The sequence below is a fragment of the Roseobacter sp. HKCCA0882 genome (assembly GCF_037805225.1).
Classification (GTDB): Bacteria; Pseudomonadota; Alphaproteobacteria; order Rhodobacterales; family Rhodobacteraceae; genus M30B80.
This window is the reverse complement of sequence record NZ_JBBLYI010000002.1, coordinates 613,405-636,102: the sequence shown is the minus strand read 5'-3', so window position 1 is coordinate 636,102 and position 22,698 is coordinate 613,405. Positions and strand designations below refer to the sequence as shown.

Annotated in this window: 24 protein-coding genes; 8 read left to right on the top strand and 16 right to left on the bottom strand. The window is 54.8% G+C overall.

What is annotated here, in order from left to right; all coding sequences use genetic code 11:
- Window position 1 precedes the first annotated feature (1 nt).
- Together AAC622_RS11440 and idi are read left to right on the top strand one after the other, a co-directional pair.
- Complete coding sequence (locus tag AAC622_RS11440; protein ID WP_340262662.1) at window positions 2-1,186, top strand: geranylgeranyl diphosphate reductase; 1,185 nt, start codon at window positions 2-4, stop codon at window positions 1,184-1,186.
- 14 nt (window positions 1,187-1,200) lie between these two features.
- Entirely contained in the window at window positions 1,201-1,722 is a 522-nt protein-coding gene (idi, locus tag AAC622_RS11435) for an isopentenyl-diphosphate Delta-isomerase (RefSeq protein ID WP_340262660.1), read from the top strand.
- Here idi and dxs read toward each other — a convergent pair.
- The 13 genes from dxs to AAC622_RS11370 all read right to left on the bottom strand — a co-directional run bounded on the left by dxs (window position 1,719) and on the right by AAC622_RS11370 (window position 14,859).
- The gene (dxs, locus tag AAC622_RS11430; RefSeq protein WP_340262658.1) at window positions 1,719-3,668 is read right to left on the bottom strand and encodes a 1-deoxy-D-xylulose-5-phosphate synthase; all 1,950 of its coding nucleotides are present in this window, start codon (window positions 3,666-3,668) and stop codon (window positions 1,719-1,721) included. The genes idi and dxs overlap by 4 nt on opposite strands.
- A gap of 165 nt (window positions 3,669-3,833) precedes the next feature.
- Window positions 3,834-4,934 carry a photosynthetic reaction center cytochrome PufC gene (gene pufC, locus AAC622_RS11425; protein ID WP_340262656.1) on the bottom strand — a complete coding sequence of 367 codons (1,101 nt, stop codon included), beginning with the start codon at window positions 4,932-4,934 and terminating at the stop codon, window positions 3,834-3,836.
- 1 nt (window position 4,935) lies between these two features.
- A complete protein-coding gene (gene pufM, locus AAC622_RS11420) occupies window positions 4,936-5,937 on the bottom strand; it encodes a photosynthetic reaction center subunit M (RefSeq protein WP_340262654.1) in 1,002 nt (333 codons plus the stop codon).
- A gap of 3 nt (window positions 5,938-5,940) precedes the next feature.
- Window positions 5,941-6,801, bottom strand: coding sequence for a photosynthetic reaction center subunit L (pufL, locus tag AAC622_RS11415; protein WP_317657095.1), 861 nt, complete (start codon window positions 6,799-6,801; stop codon window positions 5,941-5,943).
- Between the two features lie 139 nt (window positions 6,802-6,940).
- Complete coding sequence (pufA, locus tag AAC622_RS11410; RefSeq protein WP_340262652.1) at window positions 6,941-7,096, bottom strand: light-harvesting antenna LH1, alpha subunit; 156 nt, start codon at window positions 7,094-7,096, stop codon at window positions 6,941-6,943.
- Window positions 7,097-7,106: 10 nt separating this feature from the next.
- Window positions 7,107-7,259 (bottom strand): light-harvesting antenna LH1, beta subunit, encoded by a 153-nt coding sequence (gene pufB, locus AAC622_RS11405; protein ID WP_213674587.1) that lies wholly within the window; start codon window positions 7,257-7,259, stop codon window positions 7,107-7,109.
- A 213-nt stretch (window positions 7,260-7,472) separates the two neighbouring features.
- Window positions 7,473-7,691 (bottom strand): cytochrome PufQ, encoded by a 219-nt coding sequence (gene pufQ, locus AAC622_RS11400; RefSeq protein ID WP_317657094.1) that lies wholly within the window; start codon window positions 7,689-7,691, stop codon window positions 7,473-7,475.
- Complete coding sequence (gene bchZ, locus AAC622_RS11395; protein WP_340262649.1) at window positions 7,691-9,169, bottom strand: chlorophyllide a reductase subunit Z; 1,479 nt, start codon at window positions 9,167-9,169, stop codon at window positions 7,691-7,693. The genes pufQ and bchZ overlap by 1 nt, the downstream gene beginning before the upstream one ends.
- Window positions 9,169-10,755 carry a chlorophyllide a reductase subunit Y gene (gene bchY, locus AAC622_RS11390; RefSeq protein WP_317657091.1) on the bottom strand — a complete coding sequence of 529 codons (1,587 nt, stop codon included), beginning with the start codon at window positions 10,753-10,755 and terminating at the stop codon, window positions 9,169-9,171. The genes bchZ and bchY overlap by 1 nt, the downstream gene beginning before the upstream one ends.
- A gap of 6 nt (window positions 10,756-10,761) precedes the next feature.
- The gene (locus tag AAC622_RS11385; protein WP_340262646.1) at window positions 10,762-11,766 is read right to left on the bottom strand and encodes a chlorophyllide a reductase iron protein subunit X; all 1,005 of its coding nucleotides are present in this window, start codon (window positions 11,764-11,766) and stop codon (window positions 10,762-10,764) included.
- On the bottom strand, window positions 11,763-12,698 hold the full coding sequence (gene bchC, locus AAC622_RS11380; RefSeq protein WP_340262644.1) for a chlorophyll synthesis pathway protein BchC: 936 nt from the start codon (window positions 12,696-12,698) through the stop codon (window positions 11,763-11,765). The genes AAC622_RS11385 and bchC overlap by 4 nt, the downstream gene beginning before the upstream one ends.
- Before the next feature lie 133 nt (window positions 12,699-12,831).
- Complete coding sequence (locus AAC622_RS11375; RefSeq protein WP_340262642.1) at window positions 12,832-13,983, bottom strand: methyltransferase; 1,152 nt, start codon at window positions 13,981-13,983, stop codon at window positions 12,832-12,834.
- Between the two features lie 3 nt (window positions 13,984-13,986).
- The gene (locus tag AAC622_RS11370; protein ID WP_340262640.1) at window positions 13,987-14,859 is read right to left on the bottom strand and encodes a polyprenyl synthetase family protein; all 873 of its coding nucleotides are present in this window, start codon (window positions 14,857-14,859) and stop codon (window positions 13,987-13,989) included.
- A gap of 132 nt (window positions 14,860-14,991) precedes the next feature.
- Between AAC622_RS11370 and crtD the strand changes: the two genes are divergently transcribed.
- From crtD to hslU, 4 genes are read left to right on the top strand one after another with little or no spacing between them, the layout of a single operon-like run.
- Complete coding sequence (gene crtD, locus AAC622_RS11365) at window positions 14,992-16,533, top strand: 1-hydroxycarotenoid 3,4-desaturase CrtD (protein ID WP_340262638.1); 1,542 nt, start codon at window positions 14,992-14,994, stop codon at window positions 16,531-16,533.
- Complete coding sequence (gene crtC, locus AAC622_RS11360) at window positions 16,530-17,405, top strand: carotenoid 1,2-hydratase (RefSeq protein ID WP_340263057.1); 876 nt, start codon at window positions 16,530-16,532, stop codon at window positions 17,403-17,405. Before crtD ends, crtC begins: the two co-directional genes overlap by 4 nt.
- A gap of 46 nt (window positions 17,406-17,451) precedes the next feature.
- Complete coding sequence (gene hslV / locus AAC622_RS11355) at window positions 17,452-18,006, top strand: ATP-dependent protease subunit HslV (RefSeq protein ID WP_340262636.1); 555 nt, start codon at window positions 17,452-17,454, stop codon at window positions 18,004-18,006.
- Entirely contained in the window at window positions 18,003-19,316 is a 1,314-nt protein-coding gene (gene hslU, locus AAC622_RS11350) for an ATP-dependent protease ATPase subunit HslU (protein ID WP_340262634.1), read from the top strand. The genes hslV and hslU overlap by 4 nt, the downstream gene beginning before the upstream one ends.
- Before the next feature lie 3 nt (window positions 19,317-19,319).
- Here hslU and AAC622_RS11345 read toward each other — a convergent pair whose 3' ends face one another.
- The 3 genes from AAC622_RS11345 to AAC622_RS11335 are packed head-to-tail and all read right to left on the bottom strand — an operon-like array spanning window position 19,320 to window position 21,524.
- Window positions 19,320-19,904 carry a Smr/MutS family protein gene (locus AAC622_RS11345; protein ID WP_340262631.1) on the bottom strand — a complete coding sequence of 195 codons (585 nt, stop codon included), beginning with the start codon at window positions 19,902-19,904 and terminating at the stop codon, window positions 19,320-19,322.
- A 3-nt stretch (window positions 19,905-19,907) separates the two neighbouring features.
- Window positions 19,908-20,843 (bottom strand): murein transglycosylase A, encoded by a 936-nt coding sequence (mltA, locus tag AAC622_RS11340; protein WP_340262629.1) that lies wholly within the window; start codon window positions 20,841-20,843, stop codon window positions 19,908-19,910.
- A 21-nt stretch (window positions 20,844-20,864) separates the two neighbouring features.
- Window positions 20,865-21,524, bottom strand: a complete 660-nt coding sequence (locus tag AAC622_RS11335; RefSeq protein ID WP_340262627.1) for a Tim44/TimA family putative adaptor protein — start codon at window positions 21,522-21,524, stop codon at window positions 20,865-20,867.
- A 146-nt stretch (window positions 21,525-21,670) separates the two neighbouring features.
- On the opposite strand from AAC622_RS11335, the gene AAC622_RS11330 reads away from it, so the two are divergent.
- Entirely contained in the window at window positions 21,671-22,132 is a 462-nt protein-coding gene (locus AAC622_RS11330; RefSeq protein WP_340262625.1) for an FxsA family protein, read from the top strand.
- Window positions 22,133-22,188: 56 nt separating this feature from the next.
- Window positions 22,189-22,695: a protein-export chaperone SecB gene (secB, locus tag AAC622_RS11325; protein ID WP_340262623.1), complete on the top strand. Its 507-nt coding sequence runs from the start codon at window positions 22,189-22,191 to the stop codon at window positions 22,693-22,695.
- Window positions 22,696-22,698: the final 3 nt, after the last annotated feature.

The window sequence follows — 22,698 nt, the reverse complement described above, 5'->3', positions numbered from 1 at the left end:
AATGGATTATGATGTTGTAGTCGTAGGGGGTGGCCCATCAGGGGCGACCGCCGCACATGATCTGGCGCTGTCTGGCCATCGTGTTGCTTTGTTGGATCGCGCAGGACGGATCAAGCCCTGCGGCGGCGCAATCCCACCCCGCTTAATCGCTGATTTCGACATTCCAGACGCGCAGATCGTTGCGAAGATCACAACGGCGCGGATGATCTCACCAACAGGGCGCAAAGTGGATATCCCGATTGAAAACGGCTTTGTTGGCATGGTGGATCGGGAAAATTTCGATGAATTTCTGCGTGTCCGCGCCGCCGACGCAGGGGCCGAGCGTTTAACAGGCACCTACACAAAGATCGAACGCGATGCACAAGGCACACATGTCATCTATCGCGACAAAGAAACAGGCGACACCCGCCGTTTGACCTGTGCGGTGGTCATTGGGGCAGATGGCGCGCGCTCGAACGTAGCGCGGGACGAGGTCAAGGGCGGTGATCGCATTCCTTACGTCATTGCCTATCACGAAATTGTCGAAGCTCCCGAAGGCGGCACCGATGCTTATGACCCGGATCGTTGTGATGTGGTCTATGACGGACGGATCAGCCCTGACTTCTATGGTTGGGTTTTCCCACATGGGAAATCCGCATCCATTGGTATGGGGTCGATGGATAAAGAGGTTGATTTGAAAAAAGCCACCGCTGATTTGCGCGCGTTTTCACATCTGGCCAATTGTAAAACCATTCGCCGCGAGGGGGCGCCTATTCCCCTCAAACCGCTCGACCGTTGGGACAATGGGCGCGATGTCGTTCTTGCGGGCGATGCAGCAGGGGTGGTTGCCCCCTCTTCGGGCGAGGGAATTTATTATGCCATGGTGGGTGGCCGTGTGGCGGCCACAGCCGCCACAGCAAAGCTGCAATCAGGCCGTATCAAAGACCTAGATCTGGCGCGGCGGTTGTTCATGCGCGAACATAGGGGCGTGTTCAAAGTTTTGGGTGCGATGCAAAACGCCTATTACCGATCCGATGAGCGGCGTGAGCGGTTTGTCAGCCTGTGTCACGATATTGATGTGCAGCGCCTGACCTTCGAGGCCTATATGAACAAGAAACTGGTCAAAGCGCGGCCTTTGGCGCATATCAAGATCGGTGTTAAAAATCTGGCCCATTTGACGGGTTTAATTTCTGCGACACGTGTGTAGCGATGGATGATGTCATGATCCCTGCATGGATCGGGGATGAGCTAAAACCCGTAGACAAGCTGTTGGCGCATCAGCGCGGACTGCGTCATAAGGCGATTTCCGTCTTTCTGATGCGCGGGACAAAGGTATTGATGCAGCGGCGCGCCTTGTCCAAATACCATACACCTGGACTTTGGACGAACACCTGCTGCACCCACCCACATTGGAACGAAGATGCACTTAGCTGTGCGCAACGCCGATTGGGCGAGGAACTGGGCCTACCCATCATTGCGTTGGAAAAACGCGATCGCGTGGAATACCGCGCGGATGTTGGCGGCGGGCTCATCGAGCATGAACTTGTCGATATATTTGTCGGCGCGTTGCCCCCTCAGATTGAGCCAACACCCAATCCCGATGAGGTGATCGATATTGCTTGGATGGATCTCGATGGTCTATCCGCCCGCGTCAAAGCAGCGCCGCAGAGCTTTACCCCTTGGCTCAGGATCTATCTTGAGGAACACGCGGCAAAGATTTTTGGCGCTGACGCAAAGGTCTAGCGTTTCAATTTTGCGACTTTGCTGTCTTGCTCAAAATTCGGCGCGGCAATGCCAAGCGCGGCCAAGCCTGCGCGCATAATATCATCAGCCGCCAATCCCGCATCGCGATACATCGCCTTGGGGCTTGCATGTTCAATGAACCGATCAGGCAGATGCATGGTGCGGATAGACACGCCACCATCCAAACAGCCTGTGGCGGCAAGATGATGTAAAACCAAGGCACCAAACCCGAGTGCAGAGCCTTGTTCAACAGTGACAATAGCCTTGTGATGGGCGACCAGATCATTCACCAAATCTGTATCCAGCGGCTTGGCAAATCTTGCATCCGCGATGGTGACAGAGATGCCGCGCGCGGCCAAGGCGGCGGCAGCTTCCTGCACTTCGGACAAATGCGCCCCAAGGCTCAGCAGAGCAATATCACTGCCTTCTTGCAGAATGCGACCCTTACCAATTTCCAATATCTGCCCGTTTTCAGGCATGGCAACGCCAGTGCCCTCACCGCGCGGATAACGCAGCGCAATTGGCCCATCGTCATAGGCGACAGCAGTCGCGATCATATCGACCAACTCCGCCTCATCCGCACAAGCCATCACCACCATATTGGGCAGGGCCGCGAGGTAATTGATGTCAAATGCGCCTGCATGTGTCGGGCCATCGGCGCCCACCAATCCTGCGCGATCAATCATAAAGCGCACAGGTAAATTTTGCAGCGCCACATCATGCACAATCTGATCATAACCGCGCTGAAGGAAGCTAGAATAAATCGCACAAAATGGCTTGAGGCCACCTGCGGCCAAAGCGGCGGAAAATGTCACCGCATGTTGTTCAGCAATACCCACATCGAAAATACGATGTGGCATGGCCTGCTGCATTACGTTCAGACCAGTGCCGCCTGGCATGGCCGCTGTGACACCAACGACTTTGGGGTCATTTTGCGCCTCAGCCAAAAGGCGTTTGCCAAAGACGCCCGTATAACTAGGCGCATTGGCGGTAGCCTTTTGCTGAACACCAGTTTTCGGGTCAAATTTCGCCACACCATGATAGCAATCATCCGCCATTTCGGCAGGCGCATATCCCTTGCCCTTTACTGTCACCGCATGGATTAAAACAGGGCCAGTGGCATGGGTTTTCGCATGGCGCAGCGTCTCTAGGAGCGCACCCATATCATGACCATCAATCGGGCCGATATAGTCAAAACCCAAATGCTCAAACAGGTTTTCCCCATGCGGCAGATCGCCAATTTGCGCTTTTACCAATTCTCGCGCACGGGTTGCGCCCGCACGAAATGGCTCGGGCAAAAGGGGCACCATGCCATCGGCAATATCCTTTAATGCCGAAAGCGGCGAATGTTTCGCCAAATCTTGCAGATAGCGGGACATAGCCCCAACTGGGGGCGCAATGCTCATATCATTGTCATTCAGGATCACGAATAAGCGCCGCCCTAAATCGCCCGCGTTGTTCATGGCCTCATAGGCCATACCTGCGGAAATCGATCCATCGCCGATGACGGCAATAGCGTCTCCAGTGGCCTCACCCAATTCACGCGCCATGGCAAAGCCCAGCGCAGCAGAAATTGAGGTGGAGCTATGTGCCGCACCAAACGGGTCAAAAGCCGATTCACTGCGTTTTGTAAAACCCGACAAACCACCCTCTTGGCGCAAGGTGCGGATGCGATCACGCCGACCTGTCAGGATCTTATGCGGATAGCATTGATGCCCGACATCCCAGATTAGCTTGTCATAGGGAGTGTTGAACACCGCGTGGATTGCCACAGTGATCTCAACGACACCAAGGCTTGATCCCAGATGGCCACCCGTTTCCGACACAGCGGAGATCGTCTCAGCGCGCAACTCATCCGCAAGGCGGGCCAATTCGTCATCGCTCATGCGGCGCAAATCTGCGGGACTATGAATGCGGTTTAGAAGCTCGGTCGTTGGTCGTGTCATCTTTCCAGCCCTCCCAAGCCAGAAAAAACCACGGGTGGGTAAACCCCAAACCCGTGGCAAGGCGCACCTACGAAGGGACGATAGGTGAGTTCTGATGGTCTGATCTGTTCTGCGATATAGTATCTATACCGCAGAACAGGGTTTTATTTTGGCCGCAGCCAAACATCACTGAAAGGCCGAATAGTCAGGCTCGCCTGATGTTGTGGCAAGCTCAGGCCAATTCGCGATCACGTTCAAGCCACGCAGTGGACGCTGCTGCCCTTGGTGACAGGTGCGACAGGCCAGTTTAGGCACATCACCATGCACAGGCCCAAGTCGTTCTGCAGGCAGAACATCAGCCAATGGCAGGACGTAAAGGTCAAGCGCCTCTTGCACCATCTGAATGCCAAGCGTTGCGGTCGCCCATTGTGGGGTGACCTGTGCCGCATCGTAAAAGGCCCGCGTGTTGTGACAGAAGGTGCAGTTCACGCCCAAAGAATTCGCAATGTAATTCATGAAGGCATAAGTGCGTTCTGCATGTTGGATCAGCGGATCCCCGTCCATCTGCTGCACGCGCGAAGCTAGATCATGCACACCGATGCGGTTATACTGACCATCTTCGTTCAAGAGCAGGTAGGTTTCCAGATAATCCGAGGGCAATGATGTCGAGTTTGACACCATCGTCACGCGGTTCTGGTTTGCTGACCAACCGCCTGCGTTTTCATTCACAGGCGACACTTCGAACCAGATATTATTTGGCACGGGCTGACCACGGTGACAGGTGTAGCAGGTGACACCTACTTCCGCATTGGCGTTAACGTGACCCCCCCAGAATTCATTAATATTCTGGGTCATCTCGATCATGTTCCGCGCCACCACAGTTTGGTAGTTTTCCTCGCCTGCAAAGAGGTCGGGGATACCTGTCCAAATACGCATTGCCTCGACCAATCGATCATAATTCTCAGGTGTCAAATAACCCAAGTTTGGCTCTGCATCTGCACGCACGATACGGATCGGACGCGCATTAGCTTCGGGAACAATTGGCTCGGTGGTGTAGAAATTATCCGCGTCAGGATAAGAGGCCGCCAAGTCAGCTTGGAATTCAGGCACACCCATCCCTGTCCCGCGCGGGCCAGTTTGCAGCGTGTCTGTTTTGAACGGCTGACCGAAATTCACCAGCATTGCTGCTACAAAGACCGCAGCTCCGGCCGCACCAACTAAAATGGCAGGGCCAAATACATTAGTTGGATTTTTCTCGTTCCATTCGTTGAACCATTTAGGCAACATCTTAGTTTCCTCCCGTGGTTTGACCAAGGAAGCCCTCGTAGCTACCGTAAGCTTCATAACCATAGGGCGCGAGATACTCTGGTGCAAAATTATGCTCCTGCGCCCAGATGAACCAATTATCCACTACGGTTCCTGTCAAAAGGATGCCGATGCCACCTGTGATCGGGGTTAAGACCGCAAACCACCAAGCCCAACGGTGAATCCCCTCCATTGTGGCGTTAAAGCCCATCGTCCAGCGCCAGAACAAAGCGGCGCGTTCGGATGCCGTGCCACGATCATAGATCTGTTCCAATTCACGGTCGCCACCAAAGCGCGACACCGCCAGAATGGTCGCGCCATGCATCGCAAAGAGCAGAACCGAGCCATAAAGAAACACAATCGAAAGTGCGTGGAACGGATTATAATAGAGGTTCCCATAGCGGATTGAGAAGGCTGTCGTCCAATCTAGGTGTGGGAAAATGCCATAAGGCACCGCCTCACTCCACTGGCCCATCAAAACGGGGCGGAACAGACCCAACACAAGGAACAACCAAATCGCTGCCAAAAAGGCCCAAGCGATATGTTTGCCCATCTTATGCTGTTCAGCCAAAAGATAGGTGCGCAACCACCATGACATTACCGAAACAAGTAGAAAGAAGCTTGCGATTATATACCAGCCGCCTTCGTTTAGCGGTGGAATGCTCAGACCATATTCAGGCCCAGGAGGTTCAAGCGCCAACCAGAACAGTTGACGAATAAACTCGGGGATCGACCAACCCACTTGGGACAGCATGTTGAGGCCAACGATATTGAACCACAGCAAACCTGTCGCCAAGCTGATGGTCCCTGCCCAACCCAGATATACGGGGCCAAGCTGCGCGTTGCCGATCAAACCTGCAAGGGTCGAGAAGGAGGCCGACTTAGTGCGCTCAGCCGCCAGATTGTTTTCATTGTCCATCCCCATCTCGGGACGGCCTTGCACCTGCACCTGCGTGAAGATGTTTTGATATTCGAAATACGCCATGGTTTACATCCCTCCCGAAACCGCGTGGATCGGGCTTGGATCTGGCCAGATCGGCAGTGTCAGCCACCAATTCCACCATTCAGGCCAACCGCTTGTCCAAACGGGGCCAGAGATCACGATACAAACCGCGCTCCAGAAACCAGCATTCAAAGCCAGCAACAGACCCAAGCGGTGTATCCCTAAAGTGCCAATAGAATAGCCGATGAAATCACGGAAGAACGTATCTTCATGATCAGGGCTTTTCGCTTCTTCACCTTTTTCAGGATTCGCCGCGGATAGGATCAAACCACCATGCAGCGCCAATGCGAGGGTCGTGGTGAAGAAGAAGGTCACCGCAATCATATGGGCTGGGTTATAGTGGAAATGCAGATAGGAATACCCAACGTTGGATACCCAATCGAGGTGGCTAAAGATACCGTAAGGGAAGCCATGGCCCCATGCGCCAAGCAACAAGGGGCGCACAACAACCAATGTAACATAAGCCAAAATCGCGAAGCTAAAGGCAAATGGAACATGATAGCCCATGCCAAGCTTTCGACTGATTTCAACTTCTCTTAAGGCCCAGGATACAAAGGCGCCAACGGCACAAATCGTTATGATTTGCCAAAGGCCGCCTTCGAGCAGCGGGGCCATGCCCAACCCGTAAGAGAGATCAGGTGGGGCAATATTGATCGTCCAAGGGTTGAACGTGCCTTGCATGGCCGCCCCCCAGAAGATCAGGATGGTTCCAAGGGCAGCGAAGAAGATCGTAGTCACCCCAAAGAAGCCCACATAGAAAGGGCCAACCCAGAAGTCGAACAGATCGCCGCCAATCAGCGTCCCTCCGCGGACGCGATATTTTCTTTCGAAGCTTAGCAAAGCCATGCGTCTGTCTCCGCGTTTGGCGGCTTTGGATCATCTCCACTTAGCCGTCCGTTATTGGTCGGTTAGCTGCGGGCGGGCAGCCCGCCCGCAGCGATGTCATAAGGCATATCAGGCGCGCCGCAGGCGGCAGGCCTAACTCTTACATGCCTGCTGCAGCTGCACTCTCAAACCAGTTGAGACCCGAGCTCAGAACCACCAAGTGGATCATTGCAGCGAGCAAGAAGAGAAAGACGCCCTGAGCCACGAAGACGCGGCGCGGGTCGAAGATCAGCCAGATTTTGTAAAATTTGGACATGTCTTACTCCTCAGCCGAACCACGGGCGCCAGATATACGTGGCGATATGAGCAAGCAGGGCGATACCTGCGAACAGCCAAAGGCCGCTCATATACACCGAGTGGAGCTCTTGCGCCTGCTCGTCGGTCAGACCTGTAAAGGACAGATCGGTGTTACCAGCCATGAACTTTCCTCCGGAACGTTTGACTAGTGCCGCACACCCTGCGGCCGGGCCCCGACAAAACCTCATTGTCTTGTCGGCATTCCACCCACGCGGGTAGTCAACCCGCATTGGCGAACCTGTGTCGGCTCCGGTCGTCACGCCGAAAATTTTATCGTCTCACCTATGTGCCTCGACCGGGTCTAATCGGTCTCGAACGGCGGCTTAGCGAGAGGATCAGGCCGAAAAAATCATCGGCGTGATAATCCGCGCTTGGCTCCAAGCGCGCTTTACGGGGCCTTTTTCCGTCAAGCTTCCTGTGCGCAGCGCAGCCAAGCCCCAAGTGAGCGTGGCAAGCGGCAAGGTCGCGAGAAAAATGATCCCGAAGTAAATCATGAACTCCGTTTTGGGCGGCTTTGACCGCGCAATCTGGGTGTTGGAGCTAATATCTGTCATTATACGCCTCCCTCGTTCAGCGTCTCAAAACGGCGCGGCGCGAGTTGCTCCACCGTTTCTTTCACGACCCGCTCAGCCCCGTTTTCAAGCGCGGCTTTTTCTGCGGCATCGCGTAAGGTTTTGGCCGCCGAAATCCGTGTCAAAACGGGGTGTTCGGCAACAATTTTATCAAGCAACGCCTGCGCATCAGCGTCCCATGGGAAATCGCGGCGCAGTGTTGTCGGGGTTGCTTTGGCGCTGTCCATCTCGCTGCCAAGCGGAAGAATATGGAACAGGGCATCAAACAGACTGTTGCAGATTTCCTGCAAAAGATAAGTCGCGCCTGCATATCCCATGAAGGGCGTGCCTGTGGCGCGGCGGATCGCGGCGCCAGGGAAACTTGCAGGGATGAAAGACGGGCGAGGGCCATGGCCCGCGCTCATTTCCGCGAGATACATCTTCTCGTTGATGGATCCCATCAAGACCAAGGGACGCTTTGCAGAAATCAGGCTGCGCACTTCGTCATTGTTGGTTTTTTTGCCTGCTGTGCGTGCCACCGCAAAGGCACAGGGCAGACCAAGATCACTTTCAAGGAAATGCCGAATGCCACGGGTATAGGTTTCATTCGCCACGATGCCAAAATTGGCCGTTGCAAAGAAATCTTGCGTGACCGACCGCCACAGATCCCAAACAGGCTTGAGGGTCGAATGCTTTTCGCGGGTGATAAAAGGCTCGGGATCTAGGCCCAGCATCTCGCCCAATTGTCGCAGGAATTTCGTGGTCGACTCAACCCCAATGGGCGCTTGCAAATAGGGCTTGCCCAAAACCTCGGCCAAACCGCGCCCAAATTCGCGATACATCACGATATTGGCATCGGCATTAACCAAGTTGCGCATTTCGGCCAAATGGCTGCCCAATGGCATGACCATATTCACTTCGGCCCCGATACCTTCCACAAGGCGGCGAATTTCATGCAGATCAGAGGCCATATTAAAGGTGCCATACATCGGCCCAAGAATATTGACCCGCGGCGCAGAACCTTCTTCACGCTGTTTCTCGGGCGGCATACGCCCCTTGGTCATGCCAAATTCCGTGAAAATCCACGTCATGGCACGATCTGCGGCCTCCCATTGATCTTCATCAATGGTGCGCGGCAAAAAGCGTTGAATATTGGTGCCTTGCGGTGTGACCCCCCCGCCAATCATCTCGGCAATCGAGCCCGTGACAACAACGGCAGGAAGCGCGGGGTCTAGCGTGCCCCAAGCGCGTTTCATCGCGCCCTCAGTGCCATCACGGCCCAATTCTTCCTCGCCAAGACCCGTGGTCACAATCGGCAATTCATGGGGTGGCAACGCATCGGTGTAATGCAGAACCGATGTGACGGGCAGGTTTTCACAACCCACTGGGCCATCGATGACCACCTGCAATCCTTTGACGGCGGTAAAGGCGTAAACCGCCCCCCAATATCCGCCCGCGCGATCATGATCTTGGATCAACATCAGATCATCTCCTGCGCTTTGGCGGCACGGGCCGCTTTGTCGAGTTTTTTCTGATGCGTGGCGCGGAAATCAGGCCGCTCATTTGGGCTGCCTTCCCAAATGCCTGCCGTATCCGCGTGACCGACACCTTCAAAGAAGGCGCGCATATGATCCATGCGATCTTTGTTGGACATGGCAGCGTTGACCACCTGCGCCAAAGACCCCGCACCCGCTGGCCCCATCAAAGGACGCGCGGAAATCAAATTGGTGAAATACAGGCTTGGGATGCCAAGCTCTTTGCCCTTCTGCACAACAGGGGTCGTGCCGATGGCAAGATCAGGTTTGATTGCTTCCATCGCGGCGCAGTCATCTTCGAGACTTGCGCGGAATTTAACCTTAACACCCTTGGCTGTTAGCCAGTCCAAATCAGGCTCTGACCAAGGTGTTTTCGGGCAGGCCGTGCCAACATAGGGCACATCGGCCCCACTCTCGATCAACAGGCGCGCGACCAAAAGCTCTGACCCCTCATAGCCCGACAAGGTGATCGTTCCGTTGATCTTTTGGGCGGCAAGCGCACCCTTGATCGCGGGCAAAAAGGCGTTTTGCGCAGCAGCAATCTGATCCGCCGCAACACCATAAGCCGCACCAATCGCAGACAGCCATGCGGCTGTTCCGTCATATCCAACGGGGGCGCTGCCAATAATCGTGCGGCCTGCGGCCTGAAATTCTCGGATGGCGGATGTGTAAAACGGGTGGATTGCTGCCACCACTTCGCTATCCAAGGCAGAATAGAGCTCGCGCCACTCACGGCAGGGAACGACCGGACCTGCCGCCAGACCGAGCGGCGCGAGCATCCCACCAATCCCAATGGGATCGGCTGGGAACATCTCGCCCAACAGGGTCACTGTCGGGCGATCTGATTTGCCCGAAACAGGGGCTTGGACGGGGCCAGCCTCCACCTCTTTACGGGCATAATTCAACATAGCGCCTGCAAGCACATCTTTGGCTTCGGCATGGGTGGGAATTCCAAATCCTGGCACATCAATGCCCACGATCCGAACACCGTTAATCTCCTGCGGCAGGAGACGCAGCGGAACACCAGAGGCGGTCGGAACGCAAAGATTGGTCACCACAATCGCATCATAGCGCGCGGGATCTGCCATCTCGTGAACAGCATCCCGAATATCCTCGAAGAGTTTGCCCGTAACCAAACTTTCCGAGTTGAAAGGCACATAGCCGACTGAACGGCGCGCGCCATAAAAATGGCTGACAAAGCTGAGGCCATAGACACAGCAGGCCGAGCCAGACAAAACCGATGCCACGCGGCGCATCCGCAACCCTACGCGCAAACTGCCAAAGGCAGGGCACATGCTTTGGGGTTTGTCATGCGGCCCCTGCGGGTAATCGCGGGCATATTGATCAAGGATTTCGGATTTCCCCGCCATGCGTGCGGCGGCTTCCATTTCGGCCGCCCCTGCGTGGCAACCCATACCCTGCCCCAATTCGGGCGGAGTCTGCCCATCCGAAGCGGCAGATGCATCAGCGCGATCTTGGCCGAGGATTACCTCGGCCTCATCGGCAGCATCATATCTCACTTCTTCGGACATTCTTCCTCAGACCTCGTCATAAATTACTTCAAGCGACTTTTTCGGCGCGGCGTTCTTGCCGCGCATATCGGCTTCGGTTGCAGGCTCTAGGACAACGCCCGCACCTGTATCCTTGCCATCGAAAAGGCCGATCAATTCATCTTGGCTCAGTGCCGTTGGTCGTAACGGCGGCGCTTCGCCGACATTTTCACCCAAAGCCGCAAAGAGCGCACCCCATTGGCTTTGGTTCGTCCCAACGATTTGGTAATTCGCAGATTTCTTGCGCAGATCATCATCCGCAGGGATCGAGGCCAAAACGGGTATATTCACCGCATTGGCAAAGGCCTGAGCCTCGCCAGTGCCGTCATCTTTGTTGATGACCAAACCCGCGACACCTACATTGCCGCCCATTTTGCGGAAATATTCCACCGCCGAGCAAACATTATTCGCCACATACAGAGATTGCAGATCATTTGATCCAACCAGAATCACCTTCTGCGCCATATCACGGGCAATCGGCAGGCCAAACCCGCCGCAGACCACATCGCCCAAGAAGTCGAGCAGGACATAGTCAAAATCCCAGTCATGGAAGCCCAGCTTCTCAAGCAGCTCAAAGCCGTGGATGATCCCACGCCCACCACAGCCGCGGCCAACTTCTGGCCCGCCAAGCTCCATCGCGTAGACACCGCCACGCTTAAAGCAGACATCCCCAATTTTCACCTCCTCGCCCGCCAATTTCTTTTTGGTCGAGGTTTCGATGATCGTTGGGCAGGCTTTGCCGCCAAAAAGTAGGCTGGTCGTATCGGATTTCGGATCACAACCAATCAACAGAACCCGCTTTCCTTGCTCGGCCATGATATGGCTGAGATTGGCAAGGGTGAAACTTTTACCGATGCCGCCTTTCCCATAAATCGCAATGATCTGCGTTTTCTTAGTGGGTTCGCCCTGAGGCACTTCGAGGGTCGGCTCTTGCTGCGCCTCATCGCGCAGGCGGGCATCGAAATCCTTAAGATTGGGAACATCGAGGGTCATTCTGGCTTCTCCCAATTCAAAATCATTTTCAGGCAAGCGGCATCTTTAAAGGCTTGAGGATAAGCGAGGCTTGCCTCTGCGGCGGGCAGTTGATGCGTGATCAAACCACCAAGGCTGAGCTGTCCCGCTTCGATCAAATCGCGGGTGGCAACCAAGTCGGCGCGCGTCCATTCCGCCGCGATCCGCAGCCGCGCTTCACGCATGAAGGCAGGCGGAAAGGCGAATTCGAGAGATTCGGGATAGAAACCTGCCAAGACGACTTCACCGCCCTTGGTCAGGCGCCCGATCATTTCATCCAAAAACGCCGCCACGCCCGAAGCATCGTAGATGCAGCGATAATCACGGCGCGTATCATCGGTGGAATTGGTAACGAGATATCCCTCTGCGCCTGAAACCCGGGCAGGATTAACCTCCCATACAGTCGGGGCAGGGCCGCCCAGCGCCAAAGTAAGACGCGCCAAGAGACGACCAAAGACGCCATGACCCACGATTAAATCAGGCAAGTCATGGCCCGCGAGCGCATGATAGGCTGTGGCAGCCAAAGCCAAAAGCGCGCCTTCAGGGCCGCTGGCACGATCAATGCGCACGGCGCGCTCTGGCGCTGTAACCAACATGGAAGACGCGCCGCCAAACAGGCCACGCACATCGCCATAGCAATTCGCGCCCGGTACAAAAACATGGTCACCAACTGAAAATTCGCAATTTTTCGGTGCTGAAACGACCTCACCAGCGGCTTCATAGCCCGGGATGAGGGGGTAACCCATGCCTGGGAAGGGCGGCATGCGGCCAGACCAGAACAGTTTTTCGGTTCCAGTGGAAATGCCAGAGTGACACACGCGCACAACCATATCCTCTGGCGAAGGCGCCACGAGGCTAACCTGTCCGAGCCCTATTTTCTTTGGCCCTTCGAGTATGACGGCGGTCGCGTGCACGGTCGCACTTCCCCTTAGTTTTCGGATCAAATCGCGCCTCAAGGCGCAATGAGATTCCACTGTGAGTCATGTGTCAGTTTAATATTACAGCACTGTATGTCAATTAAAATGGACAGTTTATACAAAAAGATTGTCAGCTTTTGTTGACAGTCTTTTCAGCTGTAACGATCCGCGTCACAAATGGACGCCCCGTTTTGACGGGCGAAGCCCGCGCAAACCCTGCTTTCGACAATAATTCGCCGATTTGGGCGGCACTGCGGACTGTGCCTGTGCCCATCGCCATACAATAGAGCGCGAAATACGCATCCGCGCTGCGATCTGGCACTTCCCCGCCCGACATCGGCTCGGCGATGACGATCTTACCGCCTTCAGGCAAAGCGGCGTGAACCGATTTCAGCAATCGAAGGACGGTTTCATCTTCGTGATCGTAAAGAACGCGGATGAGGGTAATAAGATCTGGCCCAAGTGGCAAAGGATCATCGCGGAAACTGCCCGAGACAATCGTGGCCCGCGCGGCAATGCCTGCGCGCTCAAACCGATCTTGGGCCAGTGCCGCCACCTGCGGCAAATCAAAAAGGGTCACCTGAACATCTGGATGCGCCTTGGCACAGGCCGCCAAAAACACACCCGTGCCACCCCCGATATCCATGACATTCTGCGCCTTCCCAAAGGACAGGCTTGAGAGGATTTCGTCACTTACAAGATTTTGCGTCTCTGACATCAAATGCGAATAGCGCTCTGCCGTAGCAGGATCTTCCGCGGCGGCGGCCCCAAAAACATAAGGCCAAAACCGTGCAAGGTCTGGGTCTGTTTCCCCCCGAAAAAACCCTTCGGCAGGGCCCAAATCGCGATATAGAATATCGTGGTGCAAGATCATGTCGCGCAGGCCACCCACGCCATTGATCGCTGCGCCTAACCGCGCCAAAGCATAGCGCCCATCCCGCAAACGGGTCAAAAGCCCAAGACTGGCTGCGGCCTGACATAAGACAGAAATCCGTCTTTCGGGCGCATCAATCTTTGCGGCCAATTCAGAAGGATAGGCAGGGCGGGCGCGCAAATGGCGTTGCAGATCAAGCGCAACAAAAGCCTGCAAAATCTGGCTATAAGTAAAGCCTGCCACCAAATCAAAGAGCCGCTCGCCATCCCGTTTTGCAGTCCCACGCGTAAAGAGGGAACGCGCGGCCCATGATTGAAATGCAGCCGTACCCACCAAATCCAGATAGCGCGCGCGCCATTTATCCCAAAATTTTGGGCGCGGTTCGTCACTTGGGGAAATAGCGGCCATATCTCATTCGGCCGCGTGATGTGCGGGCAAAACAGGCGTAAGCCGCTCTGCATATACGCGCACCATATCACACAGCGCCGCTTCACCCGCACAAGACGGGATCGAGGCAATCGCGCCAGATAAAATATCCTCCAACCGCGAAACAGCGCCGCGCACGCCCAGTTGTGAAACAGCATTGGGTCGCCCGTTGAGATCATCCTGACCCACAGGCTTACCCAAGGTTTTTTCATCGTAAAGCGCATCACGCAGATCATCGGCAACTTGGAATGCTTCGCCAATCCGAGCGCCCAGTTCTGTCCAAGGTTCGGGATCTTCCCCCGCAGCAGCGGCACCCATTTTGGTGGCGGCAACAAACAGCGCGCCTGTTTTCGACCGATGATAGGCGGACAGGTCTATCTTATCTTCGCTTTCCCAGCCTTGGCCTGCGCAAATTCCATTGGGCATGCCTGTGGCTTGGCTTAGGATTTTGATCATCTCAACTGCCCGCAATGGATCATCCACCGCGGCACGAGCCAAGACCTCAAAGGCCAAAACAATCAGCGTATCACCTGCGAGAACCGCAATGGGTTGCGAATAAGCGATATGCACCGTGGGCTTTCCGCGCCGCAAATCCGCATTGTCAAAACAGGGCAGGTCATCATGAACGAGGCTCGCGCAGTGGATAAGCTCAATCGCCGCGCATGCCGCATTGGAAAGATTCGGCTTATCATCCCCACAGGCCTTCGCCACAGAAAGGGAGATTGTCGGCCTAATCCGCGCACCGCCCGGATTGACGGCATGATCCAAGGCTTGCGCCAATTTGCGCGGTGCAGGCTCTTTCATGGCTAAAGAGAGGGCAGAAGAGATCGCTGATTCTATGCGGGCGGACAGGGACATGGTCACTCAGCCTTAATCGAGGTTTGCGCGGAGGATCCCACGCATATGTAAATTAGACTGGACAGTTTACGGGAATATGTCAACAATATCTGACATAATCTCGAGAGTGGCCCTAATGAAAGACGCAACACTGTGACCCGCCCTATTGCACCTGTCAGGCCCCGCGCCGTGGTGATCGGTGCAGGTATGGGCGGTCTTTCAACCGCGCTGCGCCTCGCGCATGCGGGATGTCAGGTCGCAGTCTTTGATGCGATGCCCCATGTCGGCGGCAAAATGCGGCAAGTGCCATCTGCTGCGGGGCCGATCGATGCGGGGCCAACAGTGGTGACGATGCGCCATGTGTTTGACGAGCTGTTTCAAACATTAGGTTTGAGGCTTGAGGATCATGTGACCCTAACACAGGATGACATCCTTGCCCGCCATTTCTGGCCAGATGGCAGCGAGTTAGATTTTCATGCTAATCTCGAAGAAACGCTTACAGCTATTGATCACTTTTCAGGTTCCAAGGCGCGCGGCGAGTTTCTCAAATTCCACCAAGATACGGCCGCGCTTTTTTCAGCATTCGAGGGGCCAATGATGCTGCGCGCTCATCCGCGACAAACGGATTTGACGCTCACGGTCTTGAAATCACCCCATCTGATGCGCGCAATGGCCCCGCACCAAACTTTGGCGCAAGCGGTTTTTAAGCGGTTCAGCGATCCCCGTTTGGCACAAGTTTTTGCGCGCTATTCCACTTATGTCGGCGGCAACCCTTATCTTAGCCCCGCGCTGCTTTCGCTGATTTGGCAATCCGAGGCGGCGGGTGTGTGGCGGGTCAAAGGCGGCGTGCATCAACTGGCCCGCGCGATGCAAAATATCGGGCAATCCATGGGTATCGAGTTTCAGCTTGGGCAATCCATCGAGGCCGTTACAAAAGATGCGGATCATGTCACTGGCGTCACCCTTTCAGATGGTCGGCATGTTGCGGCAGATATTGTGGTGTTTAATGGTGACCCGCGCGCGATTCATATTGGGCTTTTGGGCCAAGACCACGCGCCGCGTGTCACCCGCGCACAGGTCGAACCGCGCAGCCTATCTGCCTATGTTTGGAGTTTCGCCTCCCGCGCTTGGGGCAAGACCCTGGCCCATCACAACGTATTTTTTGGTGATGACCAACGCAGCGAATTTGACCCTATCGAAAATGGTGCGCTGCCGCGTGATCCAACACTTTATATCTGCGCTCAGGATTCTGGGCTCAACTCTAACACAGATACGGCGCTGCAAAGATTTGAAATTATCATGAACGGCGCGCCGACCGAGGCCCCAACAGAAAGGGAGGTGGCCGCATGTCGTCATCTGACATTCCAAACATTAGCGCATCGCGGGTTGATCTTTCCCGACCCGATCCCCGACAGCGCATTGATGACACCACAGGATTTCGCAACGATGTTTCCCGCCTCGCGCGGATCCCTTTACGGGCTGAGCCCACATGGAATGACGGCAGCATTGAAACGGCCACGGGCGCGGACCTCTCTCAAGGGTCTATACTTGGCGGGGGGGGGCACCCATCCGGGGGCGGGAATTCCGATGGCCTGCCTCTCAGGACGGCACGCGGCCGAGGCGATCTTGACGGACCATGCTTTAACCTTGCCGTCCCGCCCAACGGCTATGCGTGGTGGTATATCGACGGCATAAGCGATGACGGAACCAAGGCTATTTCGATCATCGCCTTCATCGGTTCAGTTTTCTCGCCGTGGTATCGTTGGTCGGGGCGCAAAGACCCCGAAGATCATTGCTGCTTGAATGTTGTCACCTATGGCAAAGGCGGCCGTTGGACGATGACAGATCGGGGCCGAGATGCGCTAGAGCTTTCGGAAACAGAAATGAAAATAGGCCCTAGTCACCTGTCTTGGGACGGTTCAGCCCTCACCATTCATATTGATGAACGCACAACACCACATGGCGGGCGGTTGCGCGGCAAAGTGACACTAACCCCACGCGCAGTGACGAATGTGGAATTGCCGCTCTGCGATGATGGTGCGCATATTTGGCGCCCTTTCGCACCCGTTGCCGATATCCAGGTTCGTCTCGATAATGCAGGTTGGTCATGGTCTGGGCATGGATATTTTGATGCCAATTTTGGCACTCGCGCCTTAGAGGAAGATTTTGATTACTGGACATGGGGCCGCTTTCCAACGCGAGAGGGCGCTTGTTGCTTCTATGATGCAACGCGCTGCGATGGCAGCAATCTTGCGGCCGCCATCGCCTTTGATGAAACGGGCAAGGCATCACCCGTTGATGCGCCGCGCACTGCAAGGTTTAAATCCGCATTTTGGGGGGTGCGCCGTGAAACACGCGCAGATCCAGATTTTGCCCCACATGAGGTTCGGCCCATGTTGGACGCCCCATTTTACAACCGTGCTATGGTGCGAACCAAAATCAGTGGTGAGACCGTGACAGGGGTTCATGAATCGCTTGATCTTAATAGATTTCGCAAAGCATGGATGATGCCGATGCTGGCCTTTCGTGTGCCCCGCCGCAAAAATTGGCCGAAGCGGTGGTTGTGATCTGATCGTGCCGCTTCCATATTGGGCGGAACATGAAAGGGTAAACATGTCGAATAGTTTTCCAGATTGGCATGGCACAACCATTATCGGTGTGCGCAAGGGTAACGAGGTTGTGGTTGCAGGTGATGGTCAAGTCAGTCTTGGCCAAACCGTGATCAAAGGCACAGCACGCAAAGTCCGCCGCCTTTCCCCGGGCGGGTATGAGGTGGTCGCAGGATTTGCAGGGTCGACAGCAGATGCGTTTACCCTGCTTGAGCGTCTCGAAACAAAGCTTGAGGCAACACCAGGCCAATTACAGCGCGCCAGTGTTGAATTGGCGAAAGATTGGCGCACGGATAAGTATTTACAAAAGCTCGAGGCGATGTTGATCGTCACAGATGGATCCGAGCTCTATGTCATCACGGGCGCGGGCGATGTTTTAGAACCAGAACACGGGATTGCCGCGATTGGGTCGGGCGGAAATTACGCATTGGCCGCGGCCCGCGCGATGATGGATAGCGATAAGTCCGCCGAAGATGTGGCCCGCCGCGCAATGGAAATTGCGGCTGATATTTGCGTCTATACCAATGGCAACCTCACAGTAGAGCGGATCACAAAATGACCGACCTGACCCCCCGCGAAATCGTATCGGAATTGGATCGTTTCATCATTGGGCAAGCCGATGCAAAGCGCGCGGTGGCGGTTGCCCTGCGCAATCGGTGGCGGCGCAAGCAACTTGGGGATGATTTGCGTGATGAAGTTTACCCAAAAAATATTCTAATGATCGGGCCGACTGGGGTGGGTAAAACAGAAATCAGCCGCCGTTTGGCGAAACTGGCCCGCGCCCCGTTTCTCAAAGTTGAGGCGACAAAATTTACAGAGGTGGGCTATGTCGGTCGTGATGTCGAGCAGATCATCCGTGATCTGGTCGATGCCGCGCAAATTATGGTGCGCGACCATATGCGCGAAGAAGTTACCGCCAAAGCGAACAAAGCCGCCGAAGATCGTGTGATCGAGGCGCTTGCGGGCACCGATGCGCGCGACCAAACCCGCGAGATGTTCCGCAAAAAACTTCGCTCAGGGGAATTGGACGACACTGTCATTGAATTGGAAGTTGCGGATCAATCCAACCCAATGGCCATGTTTGAAGTTCCAGGCCAGCCGCAAATGGGGCCAATGGGCGGCGGCATGAACCTTGGCGATATATTCGGCAAGGCCTTTGGCGGGCGGAAAATCCGCAAGAAGATGACTGTGGCGGCGAGCTATGAAATCCTTATCGGTGAAGAAGCTGATAAGCTTTTGGATCAAGAAACAGTCACGAAAGAGGCCATTCGGGCCGTTGAAGAAAATGGCATCGTCTTTATTGACGAAATTGACAAGGTCGCCGCGCGCGCGGAAACCCGCGGGGCGGATGTCAGCCGCGAAGGGGTGCAGCGTGATCTATTGCCTCTGATTGAAGGGACAACAGTCTCGACAAAACATGGGCCAGTGAAAACAGACCATATCCTGTTCATTGCCTCTGGCGCATTTCACATCGCAAAACCCTCTGACCTGTTGCCAGAACTTCAGGGGCGTTTGCCCATACGGGTGGAATTGCAGGCACTGACTGAGGATGATTTCACCCGCATTTTGACAGAAACCGATAATGCCCTGACCCGCCAATATTCCGCTTTGATGGCGACCGAAAACGTGACTGTTGAGTTCACCGAAGATGGGATAAAAGCCTTGGCCAAAATCGCGGCAGATGTGAATAAATCGGTCGAGAATATCGGTGCGCGGCGCCTTTATACCGTGCTGGAGCGTGTTTTCGAGGAGCTGAGCTTTACCGCGCCTGACAGAAGCGGCGAAAGCGTGGTCGTTGATGAAAAATATGTGCAAACCTATCTCGCCGACTTGGCAGGTAAGGCCGATCTTAGCCGCTATGTGCTATAGTCTCTATTTCCTGAGATAGACATAGAGCGCACCCGCCCCGCCATGGCGAATATGCGCCTCACGAATATCAAGAATATAGCCCGCGATTGACGGGTGGCGCAGCCACTGTGGCACGTTTTGCCGCAATACCCCACGGGCGGGCGCAATCGGGTCATAATGGGGGCCGCTAGACAGATTGCCCTTACCCGTAATCACAAGGGCCAAACGATATCCACGCGCATGGCAGTCAAGGATAAATCGCTGCAACGCAGGATGGGCTTGGGCCTGTGTCATGCCGTGAAGGTCAATTTTCGCCTCTGGCTGCAACTTTCCCCGCACCATGCGGCCATGCAATTTTTTATCCATACGAACGGGGCGCTTTTCAGGCGGGTTTTGCGGTTTCTCAGATGGGGCTGTCAGCCCAATGTCAAAGTCACTGAGATCCAACTTTGGCATAAAATCGATAATCTCACGCGGGGGAATGGCCGCCGTGTCGGGTTTTGCAAGATAGAAATTGGCGGCGGCACGTTTCAATGGCTTAGCACTGCGTGCAACGCGATCCCATAAAACGCGGTCTTCGCTGCTTAGGTTTTTTGGTTTTTTTGCCATGGCTTATCCTGCCCATCCATTGGGCAAATCATGACCCTTGGGCCAAAGCACGGTCAAGCTGGCGGGTTCATTTATTGCGCCCGCACTCCTGCCCGCAGCATCACCTGATCCACAGAAAATATCGGCCCGCTGCGCGCCTTTAATGGCAGAACCACAATCTTGGGCAAAATAAATCCGCGCCGCACACGTCTCGCCCGCAACCATGACGGGCAGACCATAAGGGATATATGCGGGATCAATCGCAAGCGAGCGGTTCGCGGTCAAAACCTGCCCTGTGGCACCGACCGCGCCATTTTTGTGACGCGGTTCAAAGAAGATATAGGAGGGGTTTTTCTGTAAAAGCGCGTCCATTTGGTCGGGATGGTGCCTCAGCCAATCTTTGACCCAGTCTGCGGTGATCTGTTTCGCACTGATTTCGCCCATCGCGACCAATTCAGCCCCAATGGAACGATAGGGATGTCCGTTTTTTGCCGAAAACCCAAAGCGGCGCGTCTCACCATCTGGGTAGGTCACGGCAACAGATCCTTGGATATGGCAAAAATACTGGTCTATGCGCGAGTTGAGATATACCAGTTCCAATCCTTGCGCCGAAAGCAAATTGCCCGCTTCGATTTCGGCGCGTGTCGCCCAAATCTCCGGCATATCTTTTGGGGCGGCGTAGAGCGGGAACCTGTATTCAGCATCTGGCGCGGCGCGGGCGGGCAAAACGGGTTCGTAATATCCCGTGATATGTCCTGCAAAGGCGGGGCCAAGTCTGAGAGGCTGAAAATTTGATTGAAAAAATGCGCGGGCCTGTGAGGGGCGAACACTGCGGGCGGCTGTCACAAGATCAGCTATCGCCAAATCCGTTTGAGATTGGAAAATTGAAAGGATTTCGGCGTAATCCTCGTCATCCCAACCCAAAAGATCGGAAAATCCTATGGGTTGGGGATAAGTCACCACGCAGTCCTTACGCTAGGATCAGCCGCCTGTGGCAACCAAAACCCAATTTGGATTGCGGCTGCCCATTTCGCGGGCGAAGGTCCAAACGTCCCGCTGGCGTTTGATTTCGGTTGCGCTGCCTTCGACAATTTCGCCATCGGAGTTGCGCACCACAGAGGTCAGTTCTGCAGCGAAGCGAACCGTGACCTCACCCTCGCGCGAGGTGACGTCAAACTGGGCTTCTTGAACAGCGATATCATTGAGGCCCACAAAGTTTGCTTCAATCTCAAGACCTTGCGCACGGCGCGCTTCGATAACCTCGTCAAAGCTCTCGGCAACCTCGGGGGATAGGAAATCGCGCACTTCCGAAATATCGCCACGTTCAAACGCCATGAGAATCATTTCATAGGCGCCGCGCGCACCAGTCAAAAATTCTCCGACCGCGAAACTGGGCTCTGCGGATTTCATCGCGGCCAAGGCACGGGCGCTTTCTGATCCTTCGGGAACATGATCGGTGATATCCCGATCAGGGCCGCCCTCGATCACCTCAAAATTACGGGATTGTGCAGATTTTGAGGTTTTTACGACTTCGGGCGATTTCTCAAACCCCTCACGCGTGCCAAGAACGGCACGCAACCGCAGGATCAAAAAGATCGCGATTGCCGCGAGAACCAAAAGGGAAAGAAATGATGAGTTCATGTGGGTCTCAATCCAATTTTGATACAGGCTAATGTTGCCGCAGGGGTTTTAGACTGCGCTTGAGGTTCATATGTAGGGAGGGAAGGGGGCCAAGTCCATGAAGCTGGGCGCGGTTTTACCGACTATCTGCGGGAAAGGCTGAAAAAATGTGGTTATTTGTTCTTTTTCTAGCGATTCCGCTGATTGAGATTGGCTTGTTCATACAAATTGGCGGATTTATTGGGTTATGGCCAACCTTGGCTGTGGTCGTTTTAACGGCAATTTTGGGGACATGGTTGGTCAGATCACAAGGATCACTGGCGCTGTCGCAAATCCGCACCAGCTTTAACGAATTAAATGACCCAACCGAGCCGCTGGCCCATGGGGCGATGATCCTAATTGCGGGCGCCCTGTTGCTAACACCTGGATTTTTCACCGATGCGATTGGATTTTCCTTGTTGGTGCCGCCCGTTCGACAATTTTTGATCCTTCAGATCAAATCACACATAAAAACCACCAGTTTTCAAAGCCAAGCCAATTTTCGCAGCCAATCTGGCACACTCATAGATGAAGATGGCGAGATCTTAGATACAGACCCGCATGGCCCATCGGGGTGGACACGGCATTGAGGCTTTTGGATCGGGCTGTTAAGACGCCTTAAACATTTGCCTTTGGGAGATGAAAGATGGCGAAAAAAGATGCGGATGCAGCGCAGGACAGCGCAGCACAACAACAACCCGTAATGCCGCAAATGAAAATCTTGGGACAATTCGTGCGAGATTTGTCGTTTGAGAACATCGCAGCGCAAAAATCGGTTCAAGGCGCGGGTCAGCCCGACATTCAATTGCGTGTCGCGCTCGATGGCGGAAAGCGGCCCACGGAAAAGCAGTATGACGTCATCGTAAAAGTGACGATTGAAGCGAAAACCAAAGGGGACGCCCCTGAACCAATCTTTCGCGTCGACCTTGATTATGCTGGCATTTTCCACATCGACAACGTGCCCGAAGAACAGCTCCACCCGTATCTGATGATCGAATGCCCTCGGATGCTTTTCCCGTTCATCCGCCGCATCGTTTCAGACGTCACGCGGGACGGTGGGTATTTGCCGCTGAACCTCGACACGATTGATTTTGTTGCGCTTTATCGCAATGAATTGGCGCGCAAAATGACCGAACAAAAGGCAGATGCCTAAGCG

Coding starts and splice junctions, on each gene's coding strand:
- hslV (WP_340262636.1), top strand. CDS start 17,452: ATGTCGAATAGTTTTCCAGATTGGCATGGCACAACCATTATCGGTGTG.
- AAC622_RS11345 (WP_340262631.1), bottom strand. CDS start 19,904: ATGGCAAAAAAACCAAAAAACCTAAGCAGCGAAGACCGCGTTTTATGG.
- bchY (WP_317657091.1), bottom strand. CDS start 10,755: ATGTCCGAAGAAGTGAGATATGATGCTGCCGATGAGGCCGAGGTAATC.
- idi (WP_340262660.1), top strand. CDS start 1,201: ATGATCCCTGCATGGATCGGGGATGAGCTAAAACCCGTAGACAAGCTG.
- bchZ (WP_340262649.1), bottom strand. CDS start 9,169: ATGTTGATCCAAGATCATGATCGCGCGGGCGGATATTGGGGGGCGGTT.
- pufC (WP_340262656.1), bottom strand. CDS start 4,934: ATGTTGCCTAAATGGTTCAACGAATGGAACGAGAAAAATCCAACTAAT.
- secB (WP_340262623.1), top strand. CDS start 22,189: ATGGCGAAAAAAGATGCGGATGCAGCGCAGGACAGCGCAGCACAACAA.
- pufL (WP_317657095.1), bottom strand. CDS start 6,801: ATGGCTTTGCTAAGCTTCGAAAGAAAATATCGCGTCCGCGGAGGGACG.
- AAC622_RS11440 (WP_340262662.1), top strand. CDS start 2: ATGGATTATGATGTTGTAGTCGTAGGGGGTGGCCCATCAGGGGCGACC.
- AAC622_RS11330 (WP_340262625.1), top strand. CDS start 21,671: ATGTGGTTATTTGTTCTTTTTCTAGCGATTCCGCTGATTGAGATTGGC.
- AAC622_RS11375 (WP_340262642.1), bottom strand. CDS start 13,983: ATGGCCGCTATTTCCCCAAGTGACGAACCGCGCCCAAAATTTTGGGAT.
- AAC622_RS11385 (WP_340262646.1), bottom strand. CDS start 11,766: ATGACCCTCGATGTTCCCAATCTTAAGGATTTCGATGCCCGCCTGCGC.
- dxs (WP_340262658.1), bottom strand. CDS start 3,668: ATGACACGACCAACGACCGAGCTTCTAAACCGCATTCATAGTCCCGCA.
- AAC622_RS11335 (WP_340262627.1), bottom strand. CDS start 21,524: ATGAACTCATCATTTCTTTCCCTTTTGGTTCTCGCGGCAATCGCGATC.
- pufM (WP_340262654.1), bottom strand. CDS start 5,937: ATGGCGTATTTCGAATATCAAAACATCTTCACGCAGGTGCAGGTGCAA.
- pufA (WP_340262652.1), bottom strand. CDS start 7,096: ATGTCCAAATTTTACAAAATCTGGCTGATCTTCGACCCGCGCCGCGTC.
- pufQ (WP_317657094.1), bottom strand. CDS start 7,691: ATGACAGATATTAGCTCCAACACCCAGATTGCGCGGTCAAAGCCGCCC.
- pufB (WP_213674587.1), bottom strand. CDS start 7,259: ATGGCTGGTAACACCGATCTGTCCTTTACAGGTCTGACCGACGAGCAG.
- hslU (WP_340262634.1), top strand. CDS start 18,003: ATGACCGACCTGACCCCCCGCGAAATCGTATCGGAATTGGATCGTTTC.
- AAC622_RS11370 (WP_340262640.1), bottom strand. CDS start 14,859: ATGTCCCTGTCCGCCCGCATAGAATCAGCGATCTCTTCTGCCCTCTCT.